General features: G+C 53.6%; 19 protein-coding genes and 2 tRNA genes. 15 read left to right on the forward strand and 6 right to left on the reverse strand.

Annotation, left to right across the window (positions count from 1 at the left end; genetic code table 11):
• Positions 1 to 186 precede the first annotated feature (186 nt).
• Positions 187 to 1,158: an octaprenyl diphosphate synthase gene (ispB, locus tag ACDO57_RS16415; RefSeq protein ID WP_024906360.1), complete on the reverse strand. Its 972-nt coding sequence runs from the start codon at positions 1,156 to 1,158 to the stop codon at positions 187 to 189.
• A gap of 257 nt (positions 1,159 to 1,415) precedes the next feature.
• Here ispB and rplU point away from each other — a divergent pair, with 257 nt between their 5' ends.
• The 4 genes from rplU (at position 1,416) to cgtA (ending at position 4,257) form a co-directional block, all read left to right on the forward strand.
• Positions 1,416 to 1,727, forward strand: a complete 312-nt coding sequence (rplU, locus tag ACDO57_RS16420) for a 50S ribosomal protein L21 (protein ID WP_003025032.1) — start codon at positions 1,416 to 1,418, stop codon at positions 1,725 to 1,727.
• Positions 1,728 to 1,746: 19 nt separating this feature from the next.
• Positions 1,747 to 2,004 (forward strand): 50S ribosomal protein L27, encoded by a 258-nt coding sequence (gene rpmA, locus ACDO57_RS16425; RefSeq protein WP_004385076.1) that lies wholly within the window; start codon positions 1,747 to 1,749, stop codon positions 2,002 to 2,004.
• A gap of 96 nt (positions 2,005 to 2,100) precedes the next feature.
• On the forward strand, positions 2,101 to 3,066 hold the full coding sequence (locus tag ACDO57_RS16430) for a DMT family transporter (protein ID WP_014833443.1): 966 nt from the start codon (positions 2,101 to 2,103) through the stop codon (positions 3,064 to 3,066).
• Positions 3,067 to 3,081: 15 nt separating this feature from the next.
• Complete coding sequence (gene cgtA, locus ACDO57_RS16435; RefSeq protein ID WP_023333597.1) at positions 3,082 to 4,257, forward strand: Obg family GTPase CgtA; 1,176 nt, start codon at positions 3,082 to 3,084, stop codon at positions 4,255 to 4,257.
• A 34-nt stretch (positions 4,258 to 4,291) separates the two neighbouring features.
• Here cgtA and pmrB read toward each other — a convergent pair whose 3' ends face one another.
• Genes pmrB through dacB form a run of 3 tightly spaced genes read right to left on the reverse strand, consistent with a single transcriptional unit; the run spans position 4,292 to position 7,430 of the window.
• Positions 4,292 to 5,335, reverse strand: coding sequence for a two-component system sensor histidine kinase PmrB (gene pmrB / locus ACDO57_RS16440; protein WP_208763295.1), 1,044 nt, complete (start codon positions 5,333 to 5,335; stop codon positions 4,292 to 4,294).
• On the reverse strand, positions 5,332 to 5,994 hold the full coding sequence (gene pmrA, locus ACDO57_RS16445; protein WP_024906362.1) for a two-component system response regulator PmrA: 663 nt from the start codon (positions 5,992 to 5,994) through the stop codon (positions 5,332 to 5,334). Before pmrA ends, pmrB begins: the two co-directional genes overlap by 4 nt.
• A 2-nt stretch (positions 5,995 to 5,996) precedes the next feature.
• Entirely contained in the window at positions 5,997 to 7,430 is a 1,434-nt protein-coding gene (dacB, locus tag ACDO57_RS16450) for a serine-type D-Ala-D-Ala carboxypeptidase (protein ID WP_048989799.1), read from the reverse strand.
• Between the two features lie 229 nt (positions 7,431 to 7,659).
• On the opposite strand from dacB, the gene greA reads away from it, so the two are divergent.
• Entirely contained in the window at positions 7,660 to 8,136 is a 477-nt protein-coding gene (gene greA / locus ACDO57_RS16455; protein WP_014171793.1) for a transcription elongation factor GreA, read from the forward strand.
• A gap of 151 nt (positions 8,137 to 8,287) precedes the next feature.
• Here the strand turns inward: greA and yhbY are convergent, their stop codons facing one another.
• Complete coding sequence (gene yhbY, locus ACDO57_RS16460; protein WP_003861814.1) at positions 8,288 to 8,581, reverse strand: ribosome assembly RNA-binding protein YhbY; 294 nt, start codon at positions 8,579 to 8,581, stop codon at positions 8,288 to 8,290.
• Between the two features lie 127 nt (positions 8,582 to 8,708).
• Here yhbY and rlmE point away from each other — a divergent pair, with 127 nt between their 5' ends.
• From rlmE to ACDO57_RS16490, 6 genes are all read left to right on the forward strand, one after another.
• The gene (gene rlmE / locus ACDO57_RS16465; protein WP_003861812.1) at positions 8,709 to 9,335 is read left to right on the forward strand and encodes a 23S rRNA (uridine(2552)-2'-O)-methyltransferase RlmE; all 627 of its coding nucleotides are present in this window, start codon (positions 8,709 to 8,711) and stop codon (positions 9,333 to 9,335) included.
• A gap of 102 nt (positions 9,336 to 9,437) precedes the next feature.
• Positions 9,438 to 11,372 carry an ATP-dependent zinc metalloprotease FtsH gene (gene ftsH / locus ACDO57_RS16470; protein WP_010436002.1) on the forward strand — a complete coding sequence of 645 codons (1,935 nt, stop codon included), beginning with the start codon at positions 9,438 to 9,440 and terminating at the stop codon, positions 11,370 to 11,372.
• Between the two features lie 98 nt (positions 11,373 to 11,470).
• Complete coding sequence (folP, locus tag ACDO57_RS16475; RefSeq protein WP_024906364.1) at positions 11,471 to 12,319, forward strand: dihydropteroate synthase; 849 nt, start codon at positions 11,471 to 11,473, stop codon at positions 12,317 to 12,319.
• Positions 12,312 to 13,649, forward strand: a complete 1,338-nt coding sequence (gene glmM, locus ACDO57_RS16480; RefSeq protein WP_024906365.1) for a phosphoglucosamine mutase — start codon at positions 12,312 to 12,314, stop codon at positions 13,647 to 13,649. The genes folP and glmM overlap by 8 nt, the downstream gene beginning before the upstream one ends.
• A 223-nt stretch (positions 13,650 to 13,872) precedes the next feature.
• Positions 13,873 to 14,205: a preprotein translocase subunit SecG gene (secG, locus tag ACDO57_RS16485; protein WP_023333590.1), complete on the forward strand. Its 333-nt coding sequence runs from the start codon at positions 13,873 to 13,875 to the stop codon at positions 14,203 to 14,205.
• Positions 14,206 to 14,214: 9 nt separating this feature from the next.
• A tRNA-Leu gene (locus ACDO57_RS16490) sits at positions 14,215 to 14,301 on the forward strand.
• Between the two features lie 153 nt (positions 14,302 to 14,454).
• Here ACDO57_RS16490 and argG read toward each other — a convergent pair.
• The gene (argG, locus tag ACDO57_RS16495; protein WP_370884269.1) at positions 14,455 to 15,801 is read right to left on the reverse strand and encodes an argininosuccinate synthase; all 1,347 of its coding nucleotides are present in this window, start codon (positions 15,799 to 15,801) and stop codon (positions 14,455 to 14,457) included.
• Between the two features lie 287 nt (positions 15,802 to 16,088).
• On the opposite strand from argG, the gene ACDO57_RS16500 reads away from it, so the two are divergent.
• The 4 genes from ACDO57_RS16500 to infB all read left to right on the forward strand — a co-directional run bounded on the left by ACDO57_RS16500 (position 16,089) and on the right by infB (position 21,068).
• A tRNA-Met gene (locus ACDO57_RS16500) sits at positions 16,089 to 16,165 on the forward strand.
• 207 nt (positions 16,166 to 16,372) lie between these two features.
• Complete coding sequence (gene rimP / locus ACDO57_RS16505) at positions 16,373 to 16,825, forward strand: ribosome maturation factor RimP (protein WP_014833432.1); 453 nt, start codon at positions 16,373 to 16,375, stop codon at positions 16,823 to 16,825.
• 28 nt (positions 16,826 to 16,853) lie between these two features.
• A complete protein-coding gene (gene nusA / locus ACDO57_RS16510) occupies positions 16,854 to 18,356 on the forward strand; it encodes a transcription termination factor NusA (RefSeq protein WP_003861798.1) in 1,503 nt (500 codons plus the stop codon).
• A 24-nt stretch (positions 18,357 to 18,380) separates the two neighbouring features.
• Positions 18,381 to 21,068 (forward strand): translation initiation factor IF-2, encoded by a 2,688-nt coding sequence (infB, locus tag ACDO57_RS16515; RefSeq protein WP_048992084.1) that lies wholly within the window; start codon positions 18,381 to 18,383, stop codon positions 21,066 to 21,068.
• Positions 21,069 to 21,109 lie beyond the last annotated feature (41 nt).

The raw sequence follows: 21,109 nt of genomic DNA on the forward strand, positions 1-21,109 counted from the left end.
AACGACGGGGTTAATATACCCATTTCAAGCTTTTGTTCTAAAAAGTTCGCGTTACTTGAAGGGATATTCAGAATAAGACATGGCTTTATTCATGCAGTCTCTAAACCGATGAATTTACAGGAATACGTAATTTACAGGATTTTTCTGGAATCCCCCCGCCATGGTCGCGGGGAGAAATAAGGAGGGTTAACGGTCGCGCTGAACGGCGATGTGGGCAAGACCAATCAATGCCTCGCGCCACGGGCTGTCGGGAATGACCTGGAGAGCTTCGATGGCTTTGTCGGCTTCTTCTTCCGCACGCTGCCGCGTCCATTCCAGCGATCCGCAGATAGCCATGGTTTCCAGCACAGGTTCCAGAAGATGGCGGCCATTTCCCTGCTCAATCGCTTCACGGATCATTTTCGCCTGATCGGCTGTTCCGTTACGCATGGCATGGAGCAGCGGCAGGGTCGGTTTGCCTTCATTAAGGTCATCGCCCACGTTTTTGCCGAGCGTCTCACCGTCCGCACTATAGTCCAGCAAATCATCAATCAGCTGGAATGCCGTACCCAGATAGCGACCATAGTCCTGCAGGCCTTTTTCCTGTGCTTCGGTACAGTCAGCCAGAATGCCGGAACACTGGGCCGCCGCTTCAAACAGGCGCGCGGTTTTGCTGTAGATCACGCGCATGTAGTTTTCTTCGGTGATGTCCGGGTCGTTGACGTTCATCAGCTGCAGCACTTCGCCTTCAGCAATGACGTTTACGGCTTCGGACATCACTTCCAGCACTTTCAGGGAGCCCAGACTGGTCATCATCTGGAAGGCGCGGGTGTAGATAAAGTCCCCCACCAGTACGCTGGCTGCGTTCCCGAACGCGGCGTTAGCCGTGGCTTTGCCACGACGCATATCCGATTCATCCACCACATCGTCGTGCAGAAGCGTCGCCGTGTGGATAAATTCGATGAGCGCTGCGATAGTGATGTGGGCATTTCCCTGATAACCAACGGCTCTGGCAGCCAGAATGGCGATCATCGGACGAATGCGTTTACCACCGCCGCTGACAATGTAATAGCCCAACTGATTGATCAGCTGGACGTCAGAGTTGAGTTGCTCCAGGATTGCTGCATTCACACCCGCCATATCTTGCGCGGTTAACTCGTTGATTTTTTCTAAATTCATCGCAAAAGCCGGGCTTTTTATCCTGTTGATCCCATCTTCAATGGGGTAACGAAGGGTTTCGGTTTATCAATAGTAGTGCTGATTGTACTGAAAAAACGGCTCAGATAAACGTTACCGTACGTGTTGTGTTTTTTTTCTTCATGTATTGACGGTAGCACTTGTCAAAGGCTCGCGTTTTGCGTAATATTCGCGCCCTATTGTGAATATTTATAGCGCACTCTGAATCATACGAGGATGTGCGCGGAAGCGGAGTTTATATGTACGCGGTTTTCCAAAGTGGTGGTAAACAACACCGAGTAAGCGAAGGTCAGACCGTTCGCCTGGAAAAGCTGGACATCGCAACTGGCGAATCTGTTGAGTTCGCAGAAGTTCTGATGATCGCAAACGGTGAAGAAGTCAAAATCGGCGTTCCTTTCGTTGATGGCGGCGTTATCAAAGCTGAAGTTGTTGCACACGGTCGTGGCGAGAAAGTTAAAATCGTTAAGTTTCGTCGTCGTAAGCACTACCGTAAGCAGCAGGGCCACCGTCAGTGGTTCACTGATGTGAAAATTACTGGCATCAGCGCCTAAGACCTGAGGAGAGATTTAAATGGCACATAAAAAGGCTGGCGGCTCCACACGTAACGGTCGCGATTCAGAAGCTAAACGCCTGGGCGTTAAGCGTTTCGGTGGCGAATCCGTTCTGGCGGGTAGCATCATCGTTCGTCAACGTGGTACCAAATTCCACGCTGGCAACAACGTAGGTTGCGGTCGTGACCACACTCTGTTTGCTAAAGCAGACGGTAAAGTGAAATTTGAAGTTAAAGGCCCGAACAACCGTAAATACATCAGCATCGTTGCTGAGTAAGGTTTTCTCGGTCCGGTAACGGATTAAAGCCCCGCACCCTGTTGCGGGGCTTTTTACATTGGAAACCCGGTAATTTTTTCTGTAGGGAAAACGGGCATGAAGCAGCAGGCCGGCATAGGAATTCTTTTGGCGCTCACCACCGCAATGTGCTGGGGTGCGTTGCCAATTGCAATGAAGCAGGTGCTGGAAGTGATGGAGCCGCCTACGGTGGTCTTTTATCGCTTTCTGATGGCCAGCATCGGCCTCGGGGCGATTCTGGCCGTCAAAGGTAAGCTTCCACCCTTGCGGCTCTTCCGTAAACCGCGCTGGCTGGTGCTGCTGGCTATCGCGACGGGCGGTCTGTTCGGTAACTTCATCCTGTTCAGCTCTTCCCTGCAATATCTCAGCCCCACGGCGTCGCAGGTGATTGGTCAGCTTTCACCGGTGGGCATGATGGTCGCCAGCGTCTTTATCCTCAAGGAGAAGATGCGCGGTACGCAGATTATCGGGGCGAGCATGCTGCTGTGCGGTCTGGTGATGTTCTTCAACACCAGTCTGATCGAGATTTTTACCCGCCTGACGGATTACACATGGGGTGTCATTTTCGGTGTGGGGGCAGCAACGGTCTGGGTGAGCTATGGCGTCGCGCAAAAGGTGTTATTGCGTCGACTTGCCTCACAGCAGATCCTCTTTTTGCTGTACACTTTGTGTACAATAGCATTGCTGCCATTAGCGAAGCCGGGTGTGATTACTCAGCTTAGCGACTGGCAACTGGCGTGCCTCATTTTTTGTGGGCTGAACACGCTGGTCGGTTATGGCGCGCTGGCCGAAGCGATGGCGCGCTGGCAGGCAGCACAGGTGAGCGCGTTGATCACGCTTACCCCGCTGTTTACGCTGTTATTTTCAGATTTGTTATCAATGGCCTGGCCCGATGTCTTCGTCAGACCGATGCTCAACCTGTTGGGTTATCTCGGTGCGTTTGTCGTGGTTGCGGGCGCGATGTATTCCGCCATTGGTCATCGTCTTTGGGGACGTTGGCGCAAAAATGAAGCGGTTGTAGTAGTCCCCCGCTCAGGCGAATGAGTTACGGAGAGTAAAATGAAGTTTGTTGATGAAGCGACGATCCTGGTCGTGGCTGGTGATGGCGGCAACGGTTGCGTGAGCTTCCGCCGTGAAAAGTATATCCCTCGTGGCGGTCCTGATGGCGGCGACGGTGGGGATGGTGGTGACGTGTGGCTGGAGGCGGATGAGAACCTCAACACGCTGATCGACTACCGTTTCGAAAAATCCTTCCGCGCTGAACGTGGCCAGAACGGCCAGAGCCGTGACTGTACCGGGAAACGCGGTAAAGACGTCACCATTAAGGTTCCGGTCGGTACGCGTGTGATTGACCAGGGAACCGGTGAAACCATGGGTGACATGACCAAACACGGTCAGCGCCTGATGGTAGCGAAAGGCGGCTGGCACGGTCTGGGTAACAGCCGTTTCAAATCTTCCGTTAACCGTACGCCGCGTCAGAAAACGATGGGTACCCCGGGCGATAAGCGCGACCTGCAGCTGGAGCTGATGCTTCTGGCTGACGTGGGCATGCTGGGTATGCCAAACGCCGGTAAATCAACGTTCATTCGTGCCGTCTCTGCGGCGAAACCGAAAGTGGCGGACTATCCGTTTACCACGCTGGTACCAAGCCTGGGCGTTGTCCGCATGGATAACGAGAAGAGCTTTGTGGTTGCCGATATTCCGGGTCTGATTGAAGGCGCTGCGGAAGGCGCGGGTCTGGGTATTCGCTTCCTGAAACACCTTGAGCGTTGCCGCGTACTGCTGCACCTCATTGATATCGATCCTATCGATGGTTCCGATCCGGTTGAAAACGCCCGCATCATCATCGGTGAGCTGGAAAAATACAGCGAAAAACTGGCGAATAAACCACGCTGGCTGGTCTTCAACAAGATCGACCTGATGGACAAAGCCGAAGCGGAAGCAAAAGCGAAAGCCATTGCTGAAGCGATGGGTTGGGAAGATAAATACTACCTGATCTCTGCGGCAAGCCAGGTTGGCGTGAAAGATCTGTGCTGGGATGTGATGACCTTCATCATTGAGAACCCAATCGTTCAGGCGGAAGAAGCCAAACAGCCTGAAAAAGTCGAATTCATGTGGGATGACTACCACCGCCAGCAGCTCGAAGAGCTGGAAGCGGAAGAAGACGATGAAGACTGGGACGATGACTGGGATGAAGACGACGAAGAAGGCGTCGAGTTCATCTACAAGCACTAATATCTGTCCAAAGCCCCCATTATGGGGGCTTTTTTTATTCCAGCGTCGCAGGCAGCCAGCAGCTGGCGATTAAACCGCCTTCAGCGCCATTCTCAAGCGTGAGCCTGCCGTGGTGAAGCTGGACGATGCGCTGCACGATGCTCAGCCCCAGACCGCTGCCGCCGTAGCGCTGGTCAAGACGGCGGAATGGCTCGGTAATGGACTGCCGGTGCGCTTCATCAATCCCTGGGCCCTGATCGATAACGCTGATCTGCGTCCCCCCGTCGACCTCGGTTAACGTCACTGTAATCGTTGTCCCTGCCGGGCTGTAGCGTCCTGCATTTTCCAGCAGGTTGCGCAGCATCAGGCGCAGGAGCACGGCGTCTCCCTGAACCGTGAGCGCGCTTTTAGCGGGCCAAATTATCGTATGCTCTTTGGCTTCATGACCCAGGCCGAGAGGTTCAATGATATTTTCCGTCCAGCTTACGGTTTCGTAGTGGCCGCTCGCCATTGCCTGTCCGGCCCGGGCCAGCATCAGCAGCTGTTCGACGGTATGCATGAGCTGATCGATACGGCTAATCAGCGTTGCCGCCTGTGGCGCACCAGACTGCGACATCAGCTCCAGATGGAGCCGGATACCGGCAAGAGGCGTTCGAAGCTCGTGCGCGGCGTCTGCAGTGAAGAGACGCTCCTGTTGAATGGTATTGTCCAGCCGGGCGAGGAGCTGGTTCAGGGAGGTCGTCACCGCGCCGATCTCTTCCATATCGGAATACATAGGAAGCGGGGTTAAGTTATCCGCCGAACGGTTAGCCAGGCTGACACGCAGTTTATTCAGGGGCCGGGTGATCCAGGTGACCGCCCAGAAGGAGAAGAGCAGGGTAAAACCGACCATCACCAGAGAAGGGACCAGCAGCGAGGCAATCGCCTCGCGGATCTCTTTCTCGACATGGTTATTACGCGCTTTTGCTGACAGCGTTTCACTGACCAGGAAACTAATCTGCTCACGGCTTTCATGCCACAGCCAGATGACGCTTATCAGCTGGAAAAATAACAGAATGACCGCCAGCAGCACCATCAAACGCCGACGCATGCTGTTCATTTCTGGCTCTCCAGGCGATAGCCAACGCCACGGACGGTTTTGATTCTGTCCTTGCCGAGCTTACGACGCAGGTTGTGAATGTGGACTTCAAGGGTATTTGACCCCGGATCGTCCTGCCAGGAGTAGATATCCTGCTGGAGCGTTTCTCTGTGCACCGTTTGCCCGCTGCGCATGATCAGACGCGTAAGCAAGGCGAACTCTTTTGGTGTTACCTCGACCGCCTGATCCTGGCGCAGTACCTGCTGGGTTTGCAGATTCAGCGTAATATCGCCGTCGGTCAGTAAGTTATCACTATGTCCCTGATAGCGGCGAATCAACGCTCGCACCCGAGCCTGCAGCTCCGCAAGCGCAAAAGGCTTCACCAGGTAATCATCTGCGCCTGCATCGAGACCGGTGATACGGTCTTCAATGGCATCGCGTGCCGTCAGGATCAACACCGGGTTGGCGATACCGCGGCGTCGCCACTGGCTGAGCAGCGTAGCGCCGTCTTTATCAGGCAAGCCCAAATCGAGGATCACCAGACTGTATTCGCCGCTCTGAATCAGGGCGTCCGCCTCCGCTGCGGTGCCGGCACAGTCGAGGGCATACCCTTCATTGGCCAGCCCCAGCGCCAGCCCTTCCTGCAATAACAGATCGTCTTCAACTATAAGTAGTTTCATCGCTAGTTATTCTGGTAGATGTCCTTATAAAGCCTGCTTTCGAAGCGAACAAGCGGAATACGACGATTGCGCTGGTCGGTCGGTTCGACGGCATAGCCGGAAAGATACTGCACGAATGCCATGCGTTGTCCGCTGGCGGTAGTGATGAAGCCTGCAAGGTTGTAAACCCCCTGCAGTGAGCCTGTTTTAGCGGATACTTTGCCATCCACACCGGCAGCGTGAAGCCCGGCGCGGTACTGCAGTGAACCGTCATGCCCGGCCAGCGGCAGCATTGAAATAAAGTTTAGCTCAGTGTCATGCTGTGCAATGTACTGAAGCACCTGCATCATCGTGGCCGGAGAGATCAAATTATGGCGCGATAGTCCGGAGCCATCGACAGCGATGGTATTACCCAGATCGATCCCCGCCTGCTGGCGCAGGATCTGCCGAACCGCGTCTGAACCCGCGCGCCAGGTTCCCGGCACGCCGAAACGGGCGTGACCAATCATGCGAAACACCGTATCGGCAATCATGTTGTCCGACTTTTTCAGCATAATTCGCAATAAATCGTGCAGCGGTGGAGACTGTTTGCTGGCGATGACCGTACCGGGCTGGTTGACCTGCGTCTGACGAAGCAGCGTGCCCGAGTAGGTTATTCCCGCTTGTTTCAGTTCATCTTTCAGGATGGCGCCCGCATAGCTTGCACCATCCTGTATCGCAAAGGCCAGCGGCAGCGGATCGGCGCGCTGGGTCAGGCAGCCGGTCAGCGTGAAGCGGTTAAGATCGCCTGGCACGACGTCCAGCTCACAATATTGCGCATCCGGGGAGCCTTTCGCCAGCGTGCGGACCTGGCTAAACATCGTGACCGGGTAGTAGGACGCTATGCGGATAAACGCTAAATCATCCGGCTTTGGCGCGCTGTAAAGCGAAACCGAAAAGCAGTTACGGTCGACAATCGCGGCGGCGGGCGGGGCGCTAAAGCACTGGGTCATGTCGTTCCACGGCCAGCCTGGGGCTTTATCGTGGCTGGCAAAGATGGACGTGTCGATCAGCACATTGCCATCAATTTTCTGCACGCCAGATTTTTTCAGCACCGCAACCATATTGCGGATATCCTGGCGCTTAAAGGTCGGATCGCCGCCAAAACGGGCGATAAGATCGCCTTTCAGTTCGCCACCCTCAACGTTACCTTTGGTTTCAAGAGTGGTCGTAAAACGGAAGTCAGGCCCGAGCTGGAGCAGGGCGGCGAGGGCGGTGATCACCTTTTGGGTACTGGCAGGCAGCGCCATCTGTTGACTGTGATAGTCAATCTCGGGAGCCTGTGCGCCAACCTTCTGCACCATCAGGGCGAGGTTCGCGCCTGCGGGAAGCTGATTAATGTACTCATCAACATTCGCGGCCTGAGCGGTGAACGTTATACTGGTAGTCAATCCGATGATAAAACTGGAAAATCGCATAATCTCGCGCTAACAACCCGAAAACAAACCGTCATACTACGGTGCATGGCACTGCAAAGTAAACGATGACCCATAGTGAACTTCGCGGTAAAATGCGTATCAAATTGAAAAATTGCTGCTGACCTGGGGCATCGCTCCCGGGTCGGTTTTCTTTTTGCTTCTTGCCCGCTTAAAGGGGGCAGGAGCAGGGAACACTGCTCCCAACAGGAATGTTTAAGAGGTATAACAAATGCAAGCTATTCCGATGACCTTACGTGGTGCCGAAAAACTGCGCGAAGAGCTGGATTTCCTGAAATCCGTGCGTCGTCCTGAAATCATCGCCGCTATCGCGGATGCGCGCGAGCATGGCGACCTGAAAGAGAATGCTGAATACCACGCCGCGCGTGAGCAGCAGGGCTTCTGTGAAGGGCGTATTAAAGATATCGAAGCAAAACTATCCAATGCACAGGTTATCGATATCACTAAGATGCCGAATAATGGCCGTGTGATCTTTGGTTCTACCGTTACCGTGCTAAACCTGGACAACGACGAAGAGCAGACCTATCGCATCGTGGGTGATGATGAAGCTGACTTCAAACAGAACCTGATTTCGGTGAACTCGCCGATTGCTCGCGGCCTGATTGGCAAAGAGCAGGACGATGTTGTCACCATCCGCACCCCTGGCGGTGAAGTAGAATACGAAATTATTAAGGTTGAATACCTGTAATTCGCTTCTCTACTAAGATGTTGATACATTGTAAAGAAAAGAAAAAGGCCGCGTAGCGGCCTTTTATCAACTCAAGGAGCATGGCATTTTGCTCGCCTGCTGACAGAAATCCCTCGTTTCACACAGAAAATGTGTTTAATTCAGGATATCCTTAACGTGGCAGCGAGATTTTACGCTCTTTAGACGGGCGGTAGAGCACCAGCGTTTTACCGATGACCTGTACATTACAGGCGCCGGTTTCGCGCACGATGGCTTCCACGATCAGGTTTTTAGTGTCTCTGTCTTCAGAGGCGATTTTCACCTTGATCAGCTCGTGGTGTTCCAGCGCTTGTTCAATCTCGGCAAGCACCCCTTCGGTCAAACCATTGTTGCCAAGCATCACTACAGGCTTGAGCGGATGTGCCAGACCTTTAAGGTGCTGTTTTTGTTTAGTACTCAGATTCATCGTATATTTTTGCTTACGTTGGGATTGAAAACGGTTCATTCTACCGCCATCTCCCTTATATCGCCAAATAGCTGCGTAGAAATTTACGTCACAGGCAAGCAACGATGAACCAGGACGGAAATGTTAAATGACAGGTAAAAAGCGTTCTGCCAGCTCCAGCCGCTGGCTCCAGGAACACTTTAGCGATAAATATGTTCAACAGGCACAGAAAAAGGGGTTGCGTTCCCGTGCCTGGTTTAAACTTGATGAAATACAGCAAAGTGACAAACTTTTTAAGCCGGGGATGACGGTTGTTGACCTCGGCGCGGCACCTGGCGGATGGTCCCAGTATGCGGTCACGCAGATCGGCGGAACGGGCCGAATCATCGCGTGCGATCTTTTACCAATGGATCCCATCGTCGGTGTCGACTTCCTTCAGGGCGACTTTCGTGATGAATTAGTGCTGAAAGCGTTACTTGATCGTGTAGGTGACAGTAAGGTCCAGGTTGTCATGTCAGATATGGCACCAAATATGTGCGGAACACCGGCGGTGGATATCCCCCGCGCCATGTATCTGGTGGAGCTAGCGTTAGAAATGTGTCGTGATGTACTAGCGCCTGGTGGTAGTTTTGTTGTGAAGGTGTTTCAGGGCGAAGGTTTCGAGGAGTATCTTAAGGAAATTCGCTCCCTGTTTGCGAAGGTCAAAGTTCGTAAGCCGGACTCTTCCCGGGCCCGTTCCCGTGAAGTGTATATTGTAGCGACCGGGCGAAAATGATAACCGGGAGATTTCAGACGAAAGTTTGAATGAAACTGGATATAGAGTATCCTGACGCTGTTTTTAACACAGTTGTAATATGAGGTTAATCCCTTGAGTGACATGGCGAAAAACCTAATACTCTGGCTGGTCATTGCCGTTGTGCTGATGTCAGTATTCCAGAGCTTTGGGCCCAGCGAGTCGAATGGCCGCAAGGTGGATTATTCTACCTTCCTGCAGGAGGTCAATCAGGACCAGGTTCGCGAAGCGCGTATCAACGGACGTGAGATCAACGTTACCAAGAAAGATAGTAACCGTTACACGACTTACATCCCGGTGAACGATCCTAAGCTGCTTGATAACCTTCTGACCAAAAACGTCAAGGTAGTTGGCGAGCCGCCAGAAGAACCAAGCCTGCTGGCTTCTATCTTCATTTCCTGGTTCCCGATGCTGCTTCTTATCGGCGTCTGGATCTTCTTTATGCGCCAGATGCAGGGCGGCGGTGGCAAAGGTGCCATGTCGTTCGGTAAGAGCAAGGCGCGTATGTTAACGGAAGATCAGATCAAGACCACTTTTGCAGACGTTGCCGGGTGTGACGAAGCGAAAGAAGAGGTCGGCGAACTGGTTGAATACCTGCGTGAACCGAGCCGTTTCCAGAAGCTGGGCGGTAAGATCCCGAAAGGCGTGCTGATGGTTGGCCCTCCGGGTACCGGTAAAACCCTGCTGGCGAAAGCCATTGCGGGCGAAGCGAAGGTGCCGTTCTTTACTATTTCAGGTTCTGACTTCGTTGAAATGTTCGTGGGTGTCGGTGCATCTCGTGTGCGTGACATGTTCGAGCAGGCCAAGAAGGCAGCACCGTGCATTATCTTCATCGATGAAATCGACGCCGTAGGCCGCCAGCGTGGCGCAGGTCTGGGCGGTGGTCATGATGAACGTGAACAGACGCTGAACCAGATGCTGGTTGAGATGGACGGCTTCGAAGGTAACGAAGGTATCATCGTTATCGCGGCGACTAACCGTCCGGACGTACTTGACCCTGCGTTGCTGCGTCCAGGCCGTTTCGACCGTCAGGTTGTTGTGGGTCTGCCGGACGTTCGCGGTCGTGAACAGATTCTGAAAGTTCACATGCGTCGTGTACCGCTGGCACCAGATATCGACGCGGCAATCATTGCGCGCGGTACCCCGGGCTTCTCCGGTGCGGACCTGGCTAACCTGGTCAACGAAGCAGCTCTGTTTGCCGCTCGCGGTAACAAGCGTGTCGTATCGATGGTCGAGTTTGAGAAAGCGAAAGACAAAATCATGATGGGTGCGGAACGTCGCTCCATGGTGATGACGGAAGCGCAGAAAGAGTCCACGGCATACCACGAAGCGGGTCACGCGATTATCGGTCGCCTCGTGCCGGAACACGATCCGGTGCATAAAGTGACGATTATTCCGCGCGGTCGTGCGCTGGGTGTGACCTTCTTCCTGCCTGAAGGCGACGCGATCAGCGCCAGCCGTCAGAAACTGGAAAGTCAGATTTCTACCCTCTACGGTGGTCGCCTGGCAGAAGAGATTATCTACGGTGTGGAACATGTTTCTACCGGTGCGTCCAACGACATCAAAGTCGCGACCAACCTGGCGCGTAACATGGTGACGCAGTGGGGCTTCTCCGACAAACTCGGTCCGCTGCTGTATGCAGAGGAAGAGGGTGAAGTCTTCCTGGGCCGTTCTGTGGCGAAAGCGAAACATATGTCCGATGAGACGGCACGTATCATCGACCAGGAAGTAAAATCTCTGGTAGAGCGTAACTATGCACGTGCTCGCCAGATCCTGAACGACAATATGGACATCCTGCATTCGATGAAAGATGCGCTCATGAAGTATGAGACCATCGATGCACCGCAGATTGACGACCTGATGGCGCGCCGTGAAGTGCGTCCGCCAGCAGGCTGGGAAGACCCAGGCGCTTCCAATAATTCTGACAACAATGGCACCCCGCGTGCGCCGCGTCCGGTTGATGAACCGCGTACGCCAAACCCGGGCAACACCATGTCAGAACAGTTGGGCGATAAGTAAGTTACTGCTGTTGACGCGTTTGTCTGTACCTCAAACCCTGGAGCTTGCTCCGGGGTTTTTCATTTCTGTTTAACCATATAGATATCAGGGATTTCGCCATGAAATTATTCGCTCAGGACTCGCATCTCGATCTCTCACATCCCCATGTGATGGGGATCCTGAATGTTACCCCTGACTCCTTCTCTGACGGCGGCACGCATAACACGCTTATCGAGGCGGTTAAGCACGCGAATTTAATGATTAATGCGGGTGCCACCATCATTGACGTTGGCGGCGAATCGACGCGTCCTGGTGCGGCTGACGTGTCTGTGGAAGAAGAGCTGGCGCGCGTCGTGCCGGTCGTTGAAGCCATCGCGCAGCGGTTTGAAGTGTGGATCTCCGTTGATACCTCCAAACCCGAAGTGATTCGTGAAGTGGCGAGAGTAGGCGCTCACATTATTAATGATATTCGCTCACTCACCGAGCCTGGCGCACTTGAAGCCGCGGCAGAGACGGGGTTACCGGTATGCCTGATGCACATGCAGGGCCAACCGAAAACCATGCAGGAAGCACCGAAGTATGACGATGTCTTTGCCGACGTGAATCGCTTCTTTATTGAGCATATTGCACGCTGTGAACGTGCAGGTATCCCAAAAGAGAAATTGCTGCTCGACCCGGGGTTCGGTTTCGGTAAAAATCTCTCCCACAACTATGCGTTGCTTGCGCGCCTGTCGGAATTCCATCATTTTGGCCTGCCGTTACTGGTGGGGATGTCGAGAAAGTCGATGATTGGGCAGTTGCTGAACGTGGGGCCGAGCGAACGCCTGAGCGGCAGCCTGGCCTGCGCAGTGATTGCGGCGATGCAGGGTGCGCACATTATTCGTGTCCATGACGTCAAAGAAACAGTAGAAGCCATGCGTGTGGTGGAAGCCACACTGGCAGCGAAGGAAAACAAACGCTATGAGTAATCGTAAATATTTTGGTACCGACGGTATCCGCGGGCGTGTAGGCGATGCTCCCATCACCCCTGATTTTGTCCTGAAGCTCGGCTGGGCTGCTGGCAAGGTACTGGCGCGTCATGGCTCACGTAAAATTATCATCGGTAAAGACACCCGTATTTCGGGCTATATGCTGGAGTCCGCGCTTGAAGCGGGTCTGGCGGCTGCCGGACTGTCCGCCTCCTTTACGGGCCCAATGCCAACGCCTGCAGTTGCGTATCTGACGCGCACCTTCCGTGCGGAAGCGGGGATTGTCATTTCGGCTTCTCACAACCCGTTCTACGACAACGGCATTAAATTCTTCTCCATTGACGGCACTAAGCTGCCGGATGACGTGGAAGAGGCGATTGAAGCCGAAATGGAAAAAGAGATCACCTGTGTTGATTCCGCAGAGCTGGGTAAAGCGAACCGTATCGTCGATGCGGCGGGGCGTTACATCGAATTCTGTAAAGGTACCTTCCCGAATGAGCTGAGCCTGGCTCATCTGAAAATTGTGGTGGACTGTGCAAACGGTGCGACCTACCACATCGCCCCGAATGTTTTCCGCGAACTGGGTGCGAAAGTGATCGCCATTGGCTGCGAGCCGGATGGTCTGAACATTAACGAGCAGGTGGGTGCAACTGACGTTCGTGCTCTGCAGGCGCGTGTTCTGGCGGAGAAAGCCGATCTGGGTATTGCGCTGGACGGCGACGGTGACCGCGTGATCATGGTCGACCACGAAGGTAACAAGGTCGACGGCGATCAGATCCTCTACATCATTGCACGTGAAGGTCTGCGTCAGGGCCAGCTGCGCGGCGGTGCGGTAGGTACGCTGATGAGTAACATGGGCCTGGAACTGGCGCTGAAACAGCTCGGTATTCCGTTCGTGCGCGCGAAAGTGGGTGACCGCTACGTGCTGGAAAAACTGCAGGAGAAGGGCTGGCGCATCGGTGCAGAAAACTCGGGTCACGTCATCCTGCTCGACAAAACCACCACCGGTGACGGTATCGTGGCCGCGCTGCAGGTGGTTGCCGCGATGGCGCGCAACCATATGAGCCTGCACGATCTGTGCAGCGGGATGAAAATGTTCCCACAGATCCTGGTGAACGTGCGCTTTACTGCTGGCAAAGGCGATCCTCTGGAAAATGAGAACGTCAAAGCGGTGATGGCTGATGTTGAAGCGGCTCTGGGCAGCCGTGGACGCGTGCTGCTGCGTAAGTCCGGTACCGAACCGCTGATCCGCGTGATGGTGGAAGGCGAAGACGAAGCGCAGGTCACCGAATTTGCGCACCGTATTGCGGATGCGGTGAAAGCTGCATAATCTTGCACGCTAAATGTTTAAAAAGGCGGCGTTTGCCGCCTTTGTTTTAAGCAATTCATGGCTTTTTGCTGTTTTTTTCCGCAGTTGATACAATGCGTCGAAAATGCCCTTGCGAAGGTGATTCGCTTTGGTTAGTATTCACACCCGCTTCAGTGGGAAACAGAAATCCTGCTAATTGGTCGAAGCATTGGTATGCGGCAAATCCGCAAGGAACAGGTTGATTATGTACGAAGCTCTTTTAGTTATTTTCCTTATTGTAGCCATCGCTCTCGTAGCGCTGATTATGCTGCAGCAAGGTAAAGGCGCTGATATGGGAGCCTCCTTCGGAGCAGGCGCTTCCGGTACGCTGTTCGGTTCAAGTGGTTCTGCGAACTTCATGACCCGCACAACGGCGATTCTGGCTACGCTGTTCTTCATCATCAGTCTGGTGCTTGGCAATATCAACAGCAATAAGACCAGCAAAGGAAGCGAGTGGGAAAACCTGAGCGCGCCAGCGAAAACTGAGCAGACTCAGCCAGCTGCACCGGCTAAGCCAACCAGCGATATCCCGCACTAAGTATTCTGTACCGAGGTGGTGGAATTGGTAGACACGCTACCTTGAGGTGGTAGTGCCCTAACGGGCTTGTGGGTTCGAGTCCCATCCTCGGTACCAATATTCCAGAAGAAAGACGTCGAAAGACGTCTTTTTTTTCGTCTGTATATTGTGGTAGCGGGCAAAATGGCGGGTGGCGCTGCGCTTACCCGCCCTACAAATACCAAATAAAAAAGACGCCTGTTGGGCGCCTTTTGCATGTCGTGCTGTCGATTACTTCTTATCGCTGTGTTCCAGGTTTTCAACCTGCGGCAGGCCGTTACCGGAGCTGGCGGAGAGCAGGCCATTCTCAACATAGTTGAACAGCTTCTCACGGGTATCAGTGATGTCCAGATTACGCATGGTCAGCTGACCAATACGATCGTCTGGTGAGAACACAGATTCACCTTTCTCCATAGTCAGACGCTCTGCTTTATAGGTCAGGTTGTCAGACACGGTGTTCAGGATGGAGTAGTCGTTACCGCGACGCAGTTCCAGCGTCACTTCACCGGTGATCGCGCTTGCCACCCAACGCTGCAGCGCATCACGCAGCATCAGCGCCTGTGGATCGAACCAGCGGCCCTGATACAGCAGTTTGCCCAGCTGACGGCCATGAGAGTGATACTGCTCAATGGTGTCTTCGTTGTGAATGCCGGTCAGCAGACGCTCGTAAGCGATGTGCAGCAGCGCCATTCCCGGGGCTTCATAAATGCCACGGCTTTTCGCTTCGATGATACGGTTTTCAATCTGATCGCTCATGCCCAGACCGTGACGACCGCCAATACGGTTAGCTTCCAGCATCAGCTCAACATCGTCAGAGAAGGTTTTACCGTTCAGCGCAATCGGATGACCGCGTTCGAAACGTACGGTCACTTCTTCTGCCGGGATCTTCACGTTCTCGTCCCAGAACTTCACACCCATGATCGGGTTAACGATCTTCACGCTGGAGTTCAGGAATTCCAGGTCTTTCGCTTCATGCGTCGCACCCAGCATGTTGGAGTCGGTGGAATAGGCTTTCTCGACTGACATCTTATAGTCGAAACCGCAGGCGATCATAAACTCGGACATCTCATGACGACCACCCAGCTCGTCGATGAAGTCGGTGTCCAGCCACGGTTTGTAAATCTGCAGCTCGGCGTTGGTCAGCAGGCCATAGCGATAGAAGCGTTCGATATCGTTTCCTTTATAGGTGCTGCCGTCACCCCAGATGTTGACGCCGTCTTCTTTCATCGCCGCAACCAGCATGGTGCCGGTGACCGCACGGCCCAGCGGGGTGGTGTTGAAATAGGTCAGACCGCCGGTGGTGTTATGGAATGCACCACACTGAATAGCCGCGATACCTTCCGCGACAAGTTGCTTACGGCAGTCAATCAGGCGCGCGTTCTCTGCACCATACTCTTTAGCGCGACGAGGAATGGCATCATAGTCGTCCTCATCCGGCTGACCCAGGTTCGCAGTATAGGCATACGGAACCGCTCCCTTCTGGCGCATCCACAGCAGTGCAGCGCTGGTATCCAGGCCACCTGAGAAAGCGATGCCAATACGTTGTCCTACCGGAAGATGCTTGAGAATCGTCGTCATAGAATAAAACCCTGCTTGATTGACTGATTAGAGACCGCTTTCGCTCTCTTGTGCATTTTTATGCAAAATAAGTGAGTATTCATTTAATCATCTTTTGGCGAAGACCGGAAGAGAGTCATGCGTTTTTTGTAAAAATTTTGGTCTGATCGATCTGGCGGAAGTCGCCTTGACAGGTGGGGTCAACTATCAATATACTAAACGCCGATTTTACGTCCCGTCTTCGGTACCAAATCCCAGCATTATTTGCAAATTCTGTCCAAAACGCGTAGAATTTGCCACGTTTCAGGCGCGGGGTGGAGCAGCCTGGTAGCTCGTCGGGCTCATAACCCGAAGGTCGTCGGTTCAAATCCGGCCCCCGCAACCACTTTCCCATAAAGTTCTTTTTCAAATATACTGTGAAGACTTAGAGCCTTCGTAGCTGGATTTGAAAAAATTCTTTCGGAAAGTGCTCCAGGCCACAGTTGTGGCTATAGGGTTCAGTTATCTAAAGCCCCGATTTATCGGGGTTTTTTGTTATCTGACTACAGAATAACTGGGCTTTACGCCCTTTTTTTATGTCTTGGGGGTGGGCTTGTCCACATTAGAGCAAAAATTAACAGAGATGATTACTGCACCGGTCGAAGCACTGGGCTACGAACTGGTCGGCATCGAATTCGTTCGCGGCCGTACATCGACGCTGCGCATCTATATTGATAGTGAAGATGGCATCAATGTTGATGATTGTGCTGATGTCAGCCACCAGGTGAGTGCGGTTCTTGATGTTGAAGACCCGATTACCGTTGCGTACAACCTGGAAGTTTCCTCACCTGGCCTCGATCGCCCGATGTTCACGGCCGAGCACTATGTGCGCTTTACCGGTGAAGAAGTGGCTCTCGTTCTGCGTATGGCCGTACAGAACCGCCGTAAATGGCAGGGAATTATCAAAGCTGTTGATGGTGAAATGATCACGGTGACAGTCGAAGGCAAAGATGAAGTGTTCGCGCTGAGTAATATCCAGAAGGCGAACCTGGTTCCCCACTTTTAACAGTCTGGATTGAGGTGAAAAGCCCGCGATGAACAAAGAAATTTTGGCTGTTGTTGAAGCCGTCTCCAACGAGAAATCACTGCCGCGTGAGAAGATTTTTGAAGCGCTGGAAAGTGCACTGGCTACAGCAACCAAGAAAAAATACGAACAAGAGATCGATGTTCGCGTAGAAATCGATCGTAAAAGCGGTGACTTCGATACATTCCGTCGTTGGGTAATCGTTGAAGAAGTAACCCAGCCGACCAAAGAGATCACCCTGGAAGCCGCCCGTTTTGAAGACGAAAGTCTGAACGTGGGTGACTACGTTGAAGATCAGATTGAATCTGTGACCTTCGACCGTATCACCACCCAGACCGCTAAACAGGTTATCGTGCAGAAAGTGCGCGAAGCCGAGCGCGCGCTGGTTGTCGATCAGTTCCGCGATCAGGAAGGCGAAATCATCACCGGCGTGGTGAAGAAAGTGAACCGCGACAATATCTCCCTGGAGATCAAATCCGAAGGGTTGCCGGGTAACGCTGAAGCCGTGATCCTGCGTGAAGATATGCTGCCGCGTGAAAACTTCCGTCCAGGCGACCGTATTCGCGGCGTTCTGTACGCCGTTCGCCCTGAAGCGCGTGGCGCACAGCTGTTCGTGACCCGTTCTAAACCAGAAATGCTGGTAGAACTGTTCCGTATCGAAGTACCGGAAATCGGTGAAGAAGTTATCGAGATTAAAGCGGCGGCTCGCGATCCGGGCTCCCGTGCGAAAATTGCGGTGAAAACCAACGACAAGCGTATCGACCCGGTCGGTGCTTGCGTCGGTATGCGCGGTGCGCGTGTCCAGGCAGTGTCTACTGAGCTGGGCGGCGAACGTATTGATATCGTTCTGTGGGATGACAACCCGGCGCAGTTCGTGATCAACGCAATGGCTCCAGCTGATGTGGCGTCTATCGTTGTTGACGAAGACAAACACACCATGGATATCGCTGTTGAAGCGGGCAACCTGGCGCAGGCAATCGGCCGTAACGGCCAGAACGTACGCCTGGCGTCACAGCTGAGCGGCTGGGAACTCAACGTGATGACCGTTGATGACCTGCAGGCTAAGCATCAGGCTGAAGCCCATGCGGCGATCGATACCTTCACGAAATACCTGGATATTGACGAAGACTTCGCCACTGTTCTGGTTGAAGAAGGTTTCTCTACGCTGGAAGAACTGGCCTATGTGCCAATGAAAGAGCTGCTGGAAATTGACGGTCTGGATGAACCAACCGTTGAAGCCCTGCGTGAACGCGCTAAAAACGCACTGACCACCCTGGCACTGGCTCAGGAAGAAAGCCTTGGCGATAAGAAGCCGGCTGATGACCTGCTGAATCTGGAAGGTCTTGATCGTGCGATTGCGTTCAAGCTGGCTGCCCGTGGTGTTTGTACGCTGGAAGATCTCGCTGAGCAAGGCGTTGATGACCTGGCTGATATCGAAGGTTTAACCGACGAGAAAGCCGGCGAGCTCATCATGGCCGCACGTAATATTTGCTGGTTCGGCGACGAAGCGTAATAAACTGTAGCAGGAAGGAACAGCATGACTGATGTAACTGTAAAATCGCTGGCTGCTGAGATTCAGACCTCCGTGGACCGCCTGGTACAGCAATTTGCTGATGCAGGGATCCCGAAGTCCGCTGATGACTCGGTGACCGCGCAAGAAAAACAAACCTTGTTAACGCACCTGAACCGTGAACACGGCTCTACGCCTGACAAGTTAACGCTGCAGCGCAAAACGCGTAGCACGTTAAACATCCCTGGTACCGGTGGCAAAAGCAAATCGGTACAAATTGAAGTCCGCAAGACGCGCACCTTTGTAAAACGTGATCCGCAAGAGGCAGAACGCCTTGCCGCGGAAGAGCAGGCACAGCGTGAAGCGGAAGAACAAGCTCAGCGTGAGGCGGAAGCAGCCGCCAAACGTGAAGCAGAATTAAAAGCTGAACGTGAGGCCGCAGAAAAAGCGAAACGCGACGCAAGTGATAAAGTGAAGCGTGACGCTGCGGAAAAAGACAAAGTGAGCAATCAACAGACAGACGAAATGACCAAAACCGCCCAGGCTGAAAAAGCCCGCCGTGAAAATGAAGCTGCCGAGCTGAAGCGTAAAGCGGAAGAAGAAGCCCGCCGTAAGCTGGAAGAAGAAGCTCGCCGCGTCGCCGAAGAAGCGCGCCGTATGGCAGAAGAAAACGAGAAGAATGGTGTGAATACCGTTGAGCCGACTGAAGACACCAGCGACTATCACGTGACCACTTCTCAGCATGCGCGTCAGGCTGAAGATGATAACGACCGTGAAGTGGAAGGCGGTCGTGGCCGTGGCCGTAATGCAAAAGCTGCGCGTCCGGCGAAAAAAGGCAACAAGCACGCTGAATCCAAAGCCGATCGTGAAGAAGCACGCGCGGCTGTTCGCGGTGGTAAAGGCGGCAAGCGTAAAGGTTCCGCTCTGCAGCAGGGCTTCCAGAAGCCTGCTCAGGCCGTTAACCGTGACGTTGTGATCGGCGAAACCATTACCGTTGGCGAACTGGCGAACAAGATGGCGGTTAAAGGCTCTCAGGTCATCAAAGCGATGATGAAACTGGGCGCCATGGCGACCATCAACCAGGTGATCGATCAGGAAACCGCACAGCTGGTTGCTGAAGAGATGGGCCACAAAGTAATCCTGCGTCGTGAAAACGAGCTGGAAGAAGCAGTAATGAGCGACCGTGATACTGGCGCTGCGGCTGAACCGCGTGCACCGGTTGTGACCATCATGGGTCACGTTGACCACGGTAAAACCTCTCTGCTTGACTACATTCGTTCTACTAAGGTTGCCTCGGGTGAAGCGGGTGGCATTACCCAGCACATCGGTGCATACCACGTAGAAACTGACAACGGTATGATCACCTTCCTGGATACCCCAGGCCACGCCGCGTTTACCTCAATGCGTGCTCGTGGTGCTCAGGCGACGGATATCGTTGTTCTGGTTGTTGCCGCAGACGACGGCGTGATGCCACAGACCATCGAAGCTATCCAGCACGCGAAGGCTGCAGGTGTGCCAGTTGTGGTTGCAGTGAACAAGATCGATAAGCCAGAAGCGGATCCCGATCGTGTTAAAAACGAACTTTCCCAGTACGGTATCCTGCCGGAAGAGTGGGGCGGTGAAAGCCAGTTCGTACACGTGTCTGCGAAAGCGGGTACCGGTATCGACGAACTGCTGGACGCGATCCTGCTGCAGGCCGAAGTTCTGGAGCTGAAGGCCATCCGTAACGGTATGGCGAGCGGCGCGGTGATCGAATCCTTCCTGGATAAAGGTCGTGGCCCGGTTGCTACCGTTCTGGTTCGTGAAGGTACACTGCATAAAGGCGATATCGTTCTGTGCGGTTTCGAATACGGCCGCGTTCGTGCGATGCGTAACGAACTGGGTCAGGAAGTGCTGGAAGCGGGTCCGTCCATTCCAGTGGAAATCCTGGGTCTGTCCGGTGTTCCGGCTGCCGGTGACGAAGTGACCGTTGTGCGTGACGAGAAGAAAGCGCGTGAAGTGGCACTGTACCGCCAGGGCAAATTCCGTGAAGTTAAACTGGCTCGTCAGCAGAAATCTAAACTCGAGAACATGTTTGCCAACATGACCGAGGGCGAAGTTCACGAAGTGAACATCGTTCTGAAAGCCGACGTTCAGGGTTCTGTGGAAGCGATCTCCGACTCCTTGCTGAAACTGTCTACTGACGAAGTGAAAGTGAAGATCATCGGTTCGGGCGTAGGTGGTATCACCGAGACCGACGCTACCCTGGCTGCTGCCTCTAACGCTATCCTGGTTGGCTTCAACGTTCGTGCGGATGCGTCTGCGCGTAAAGTGATTGAATCCGAAAGCCTGGATCTGCGTTACTACTCCGTCATCTATAACCTGATCGACGAAGTGAAGGCCGCGATGAGCGGTATGCTGTCTCCTGAGCTGAAACAGCAGATCATCGGTCTGGCTGAAGTACGTGACGTGTTCAAATCACCGAAATTCGGTGCGATCGCGGGCTGTATGGTTACCGAAGGTAACATCAAGCGTCACAACCCAATCCGCGTACTGCGTGACAACGTGGTTATCTACGAAGGCGAGCTGGAATCCCTGCGCCGCTTCAAAGATGACGTTAACGAAGTCCGTAACGGCATGGAATGTGGTATCGGCGTGAAGAACTACAACGACGTTCGCGTTGGCGATATGATCGAAGTGTTCGAGATCATCGAAATTCAGCGTACCATCGCTTAATTACCGATTGTAAGCCGGGATCGCCTCGCGCCACCCGGCAA

Source organism: Enterobacter cloacae complex sp. 2015409, assembly GCF_041365315.1.
GTDB classification, from domain to species: Bacteria; Pseudomonadota; Gammaproteobacteria; order Enterobacterales; family Enterobacteriaceae; genus Enterobacter; species Enterobacter pseudoroggenkampii.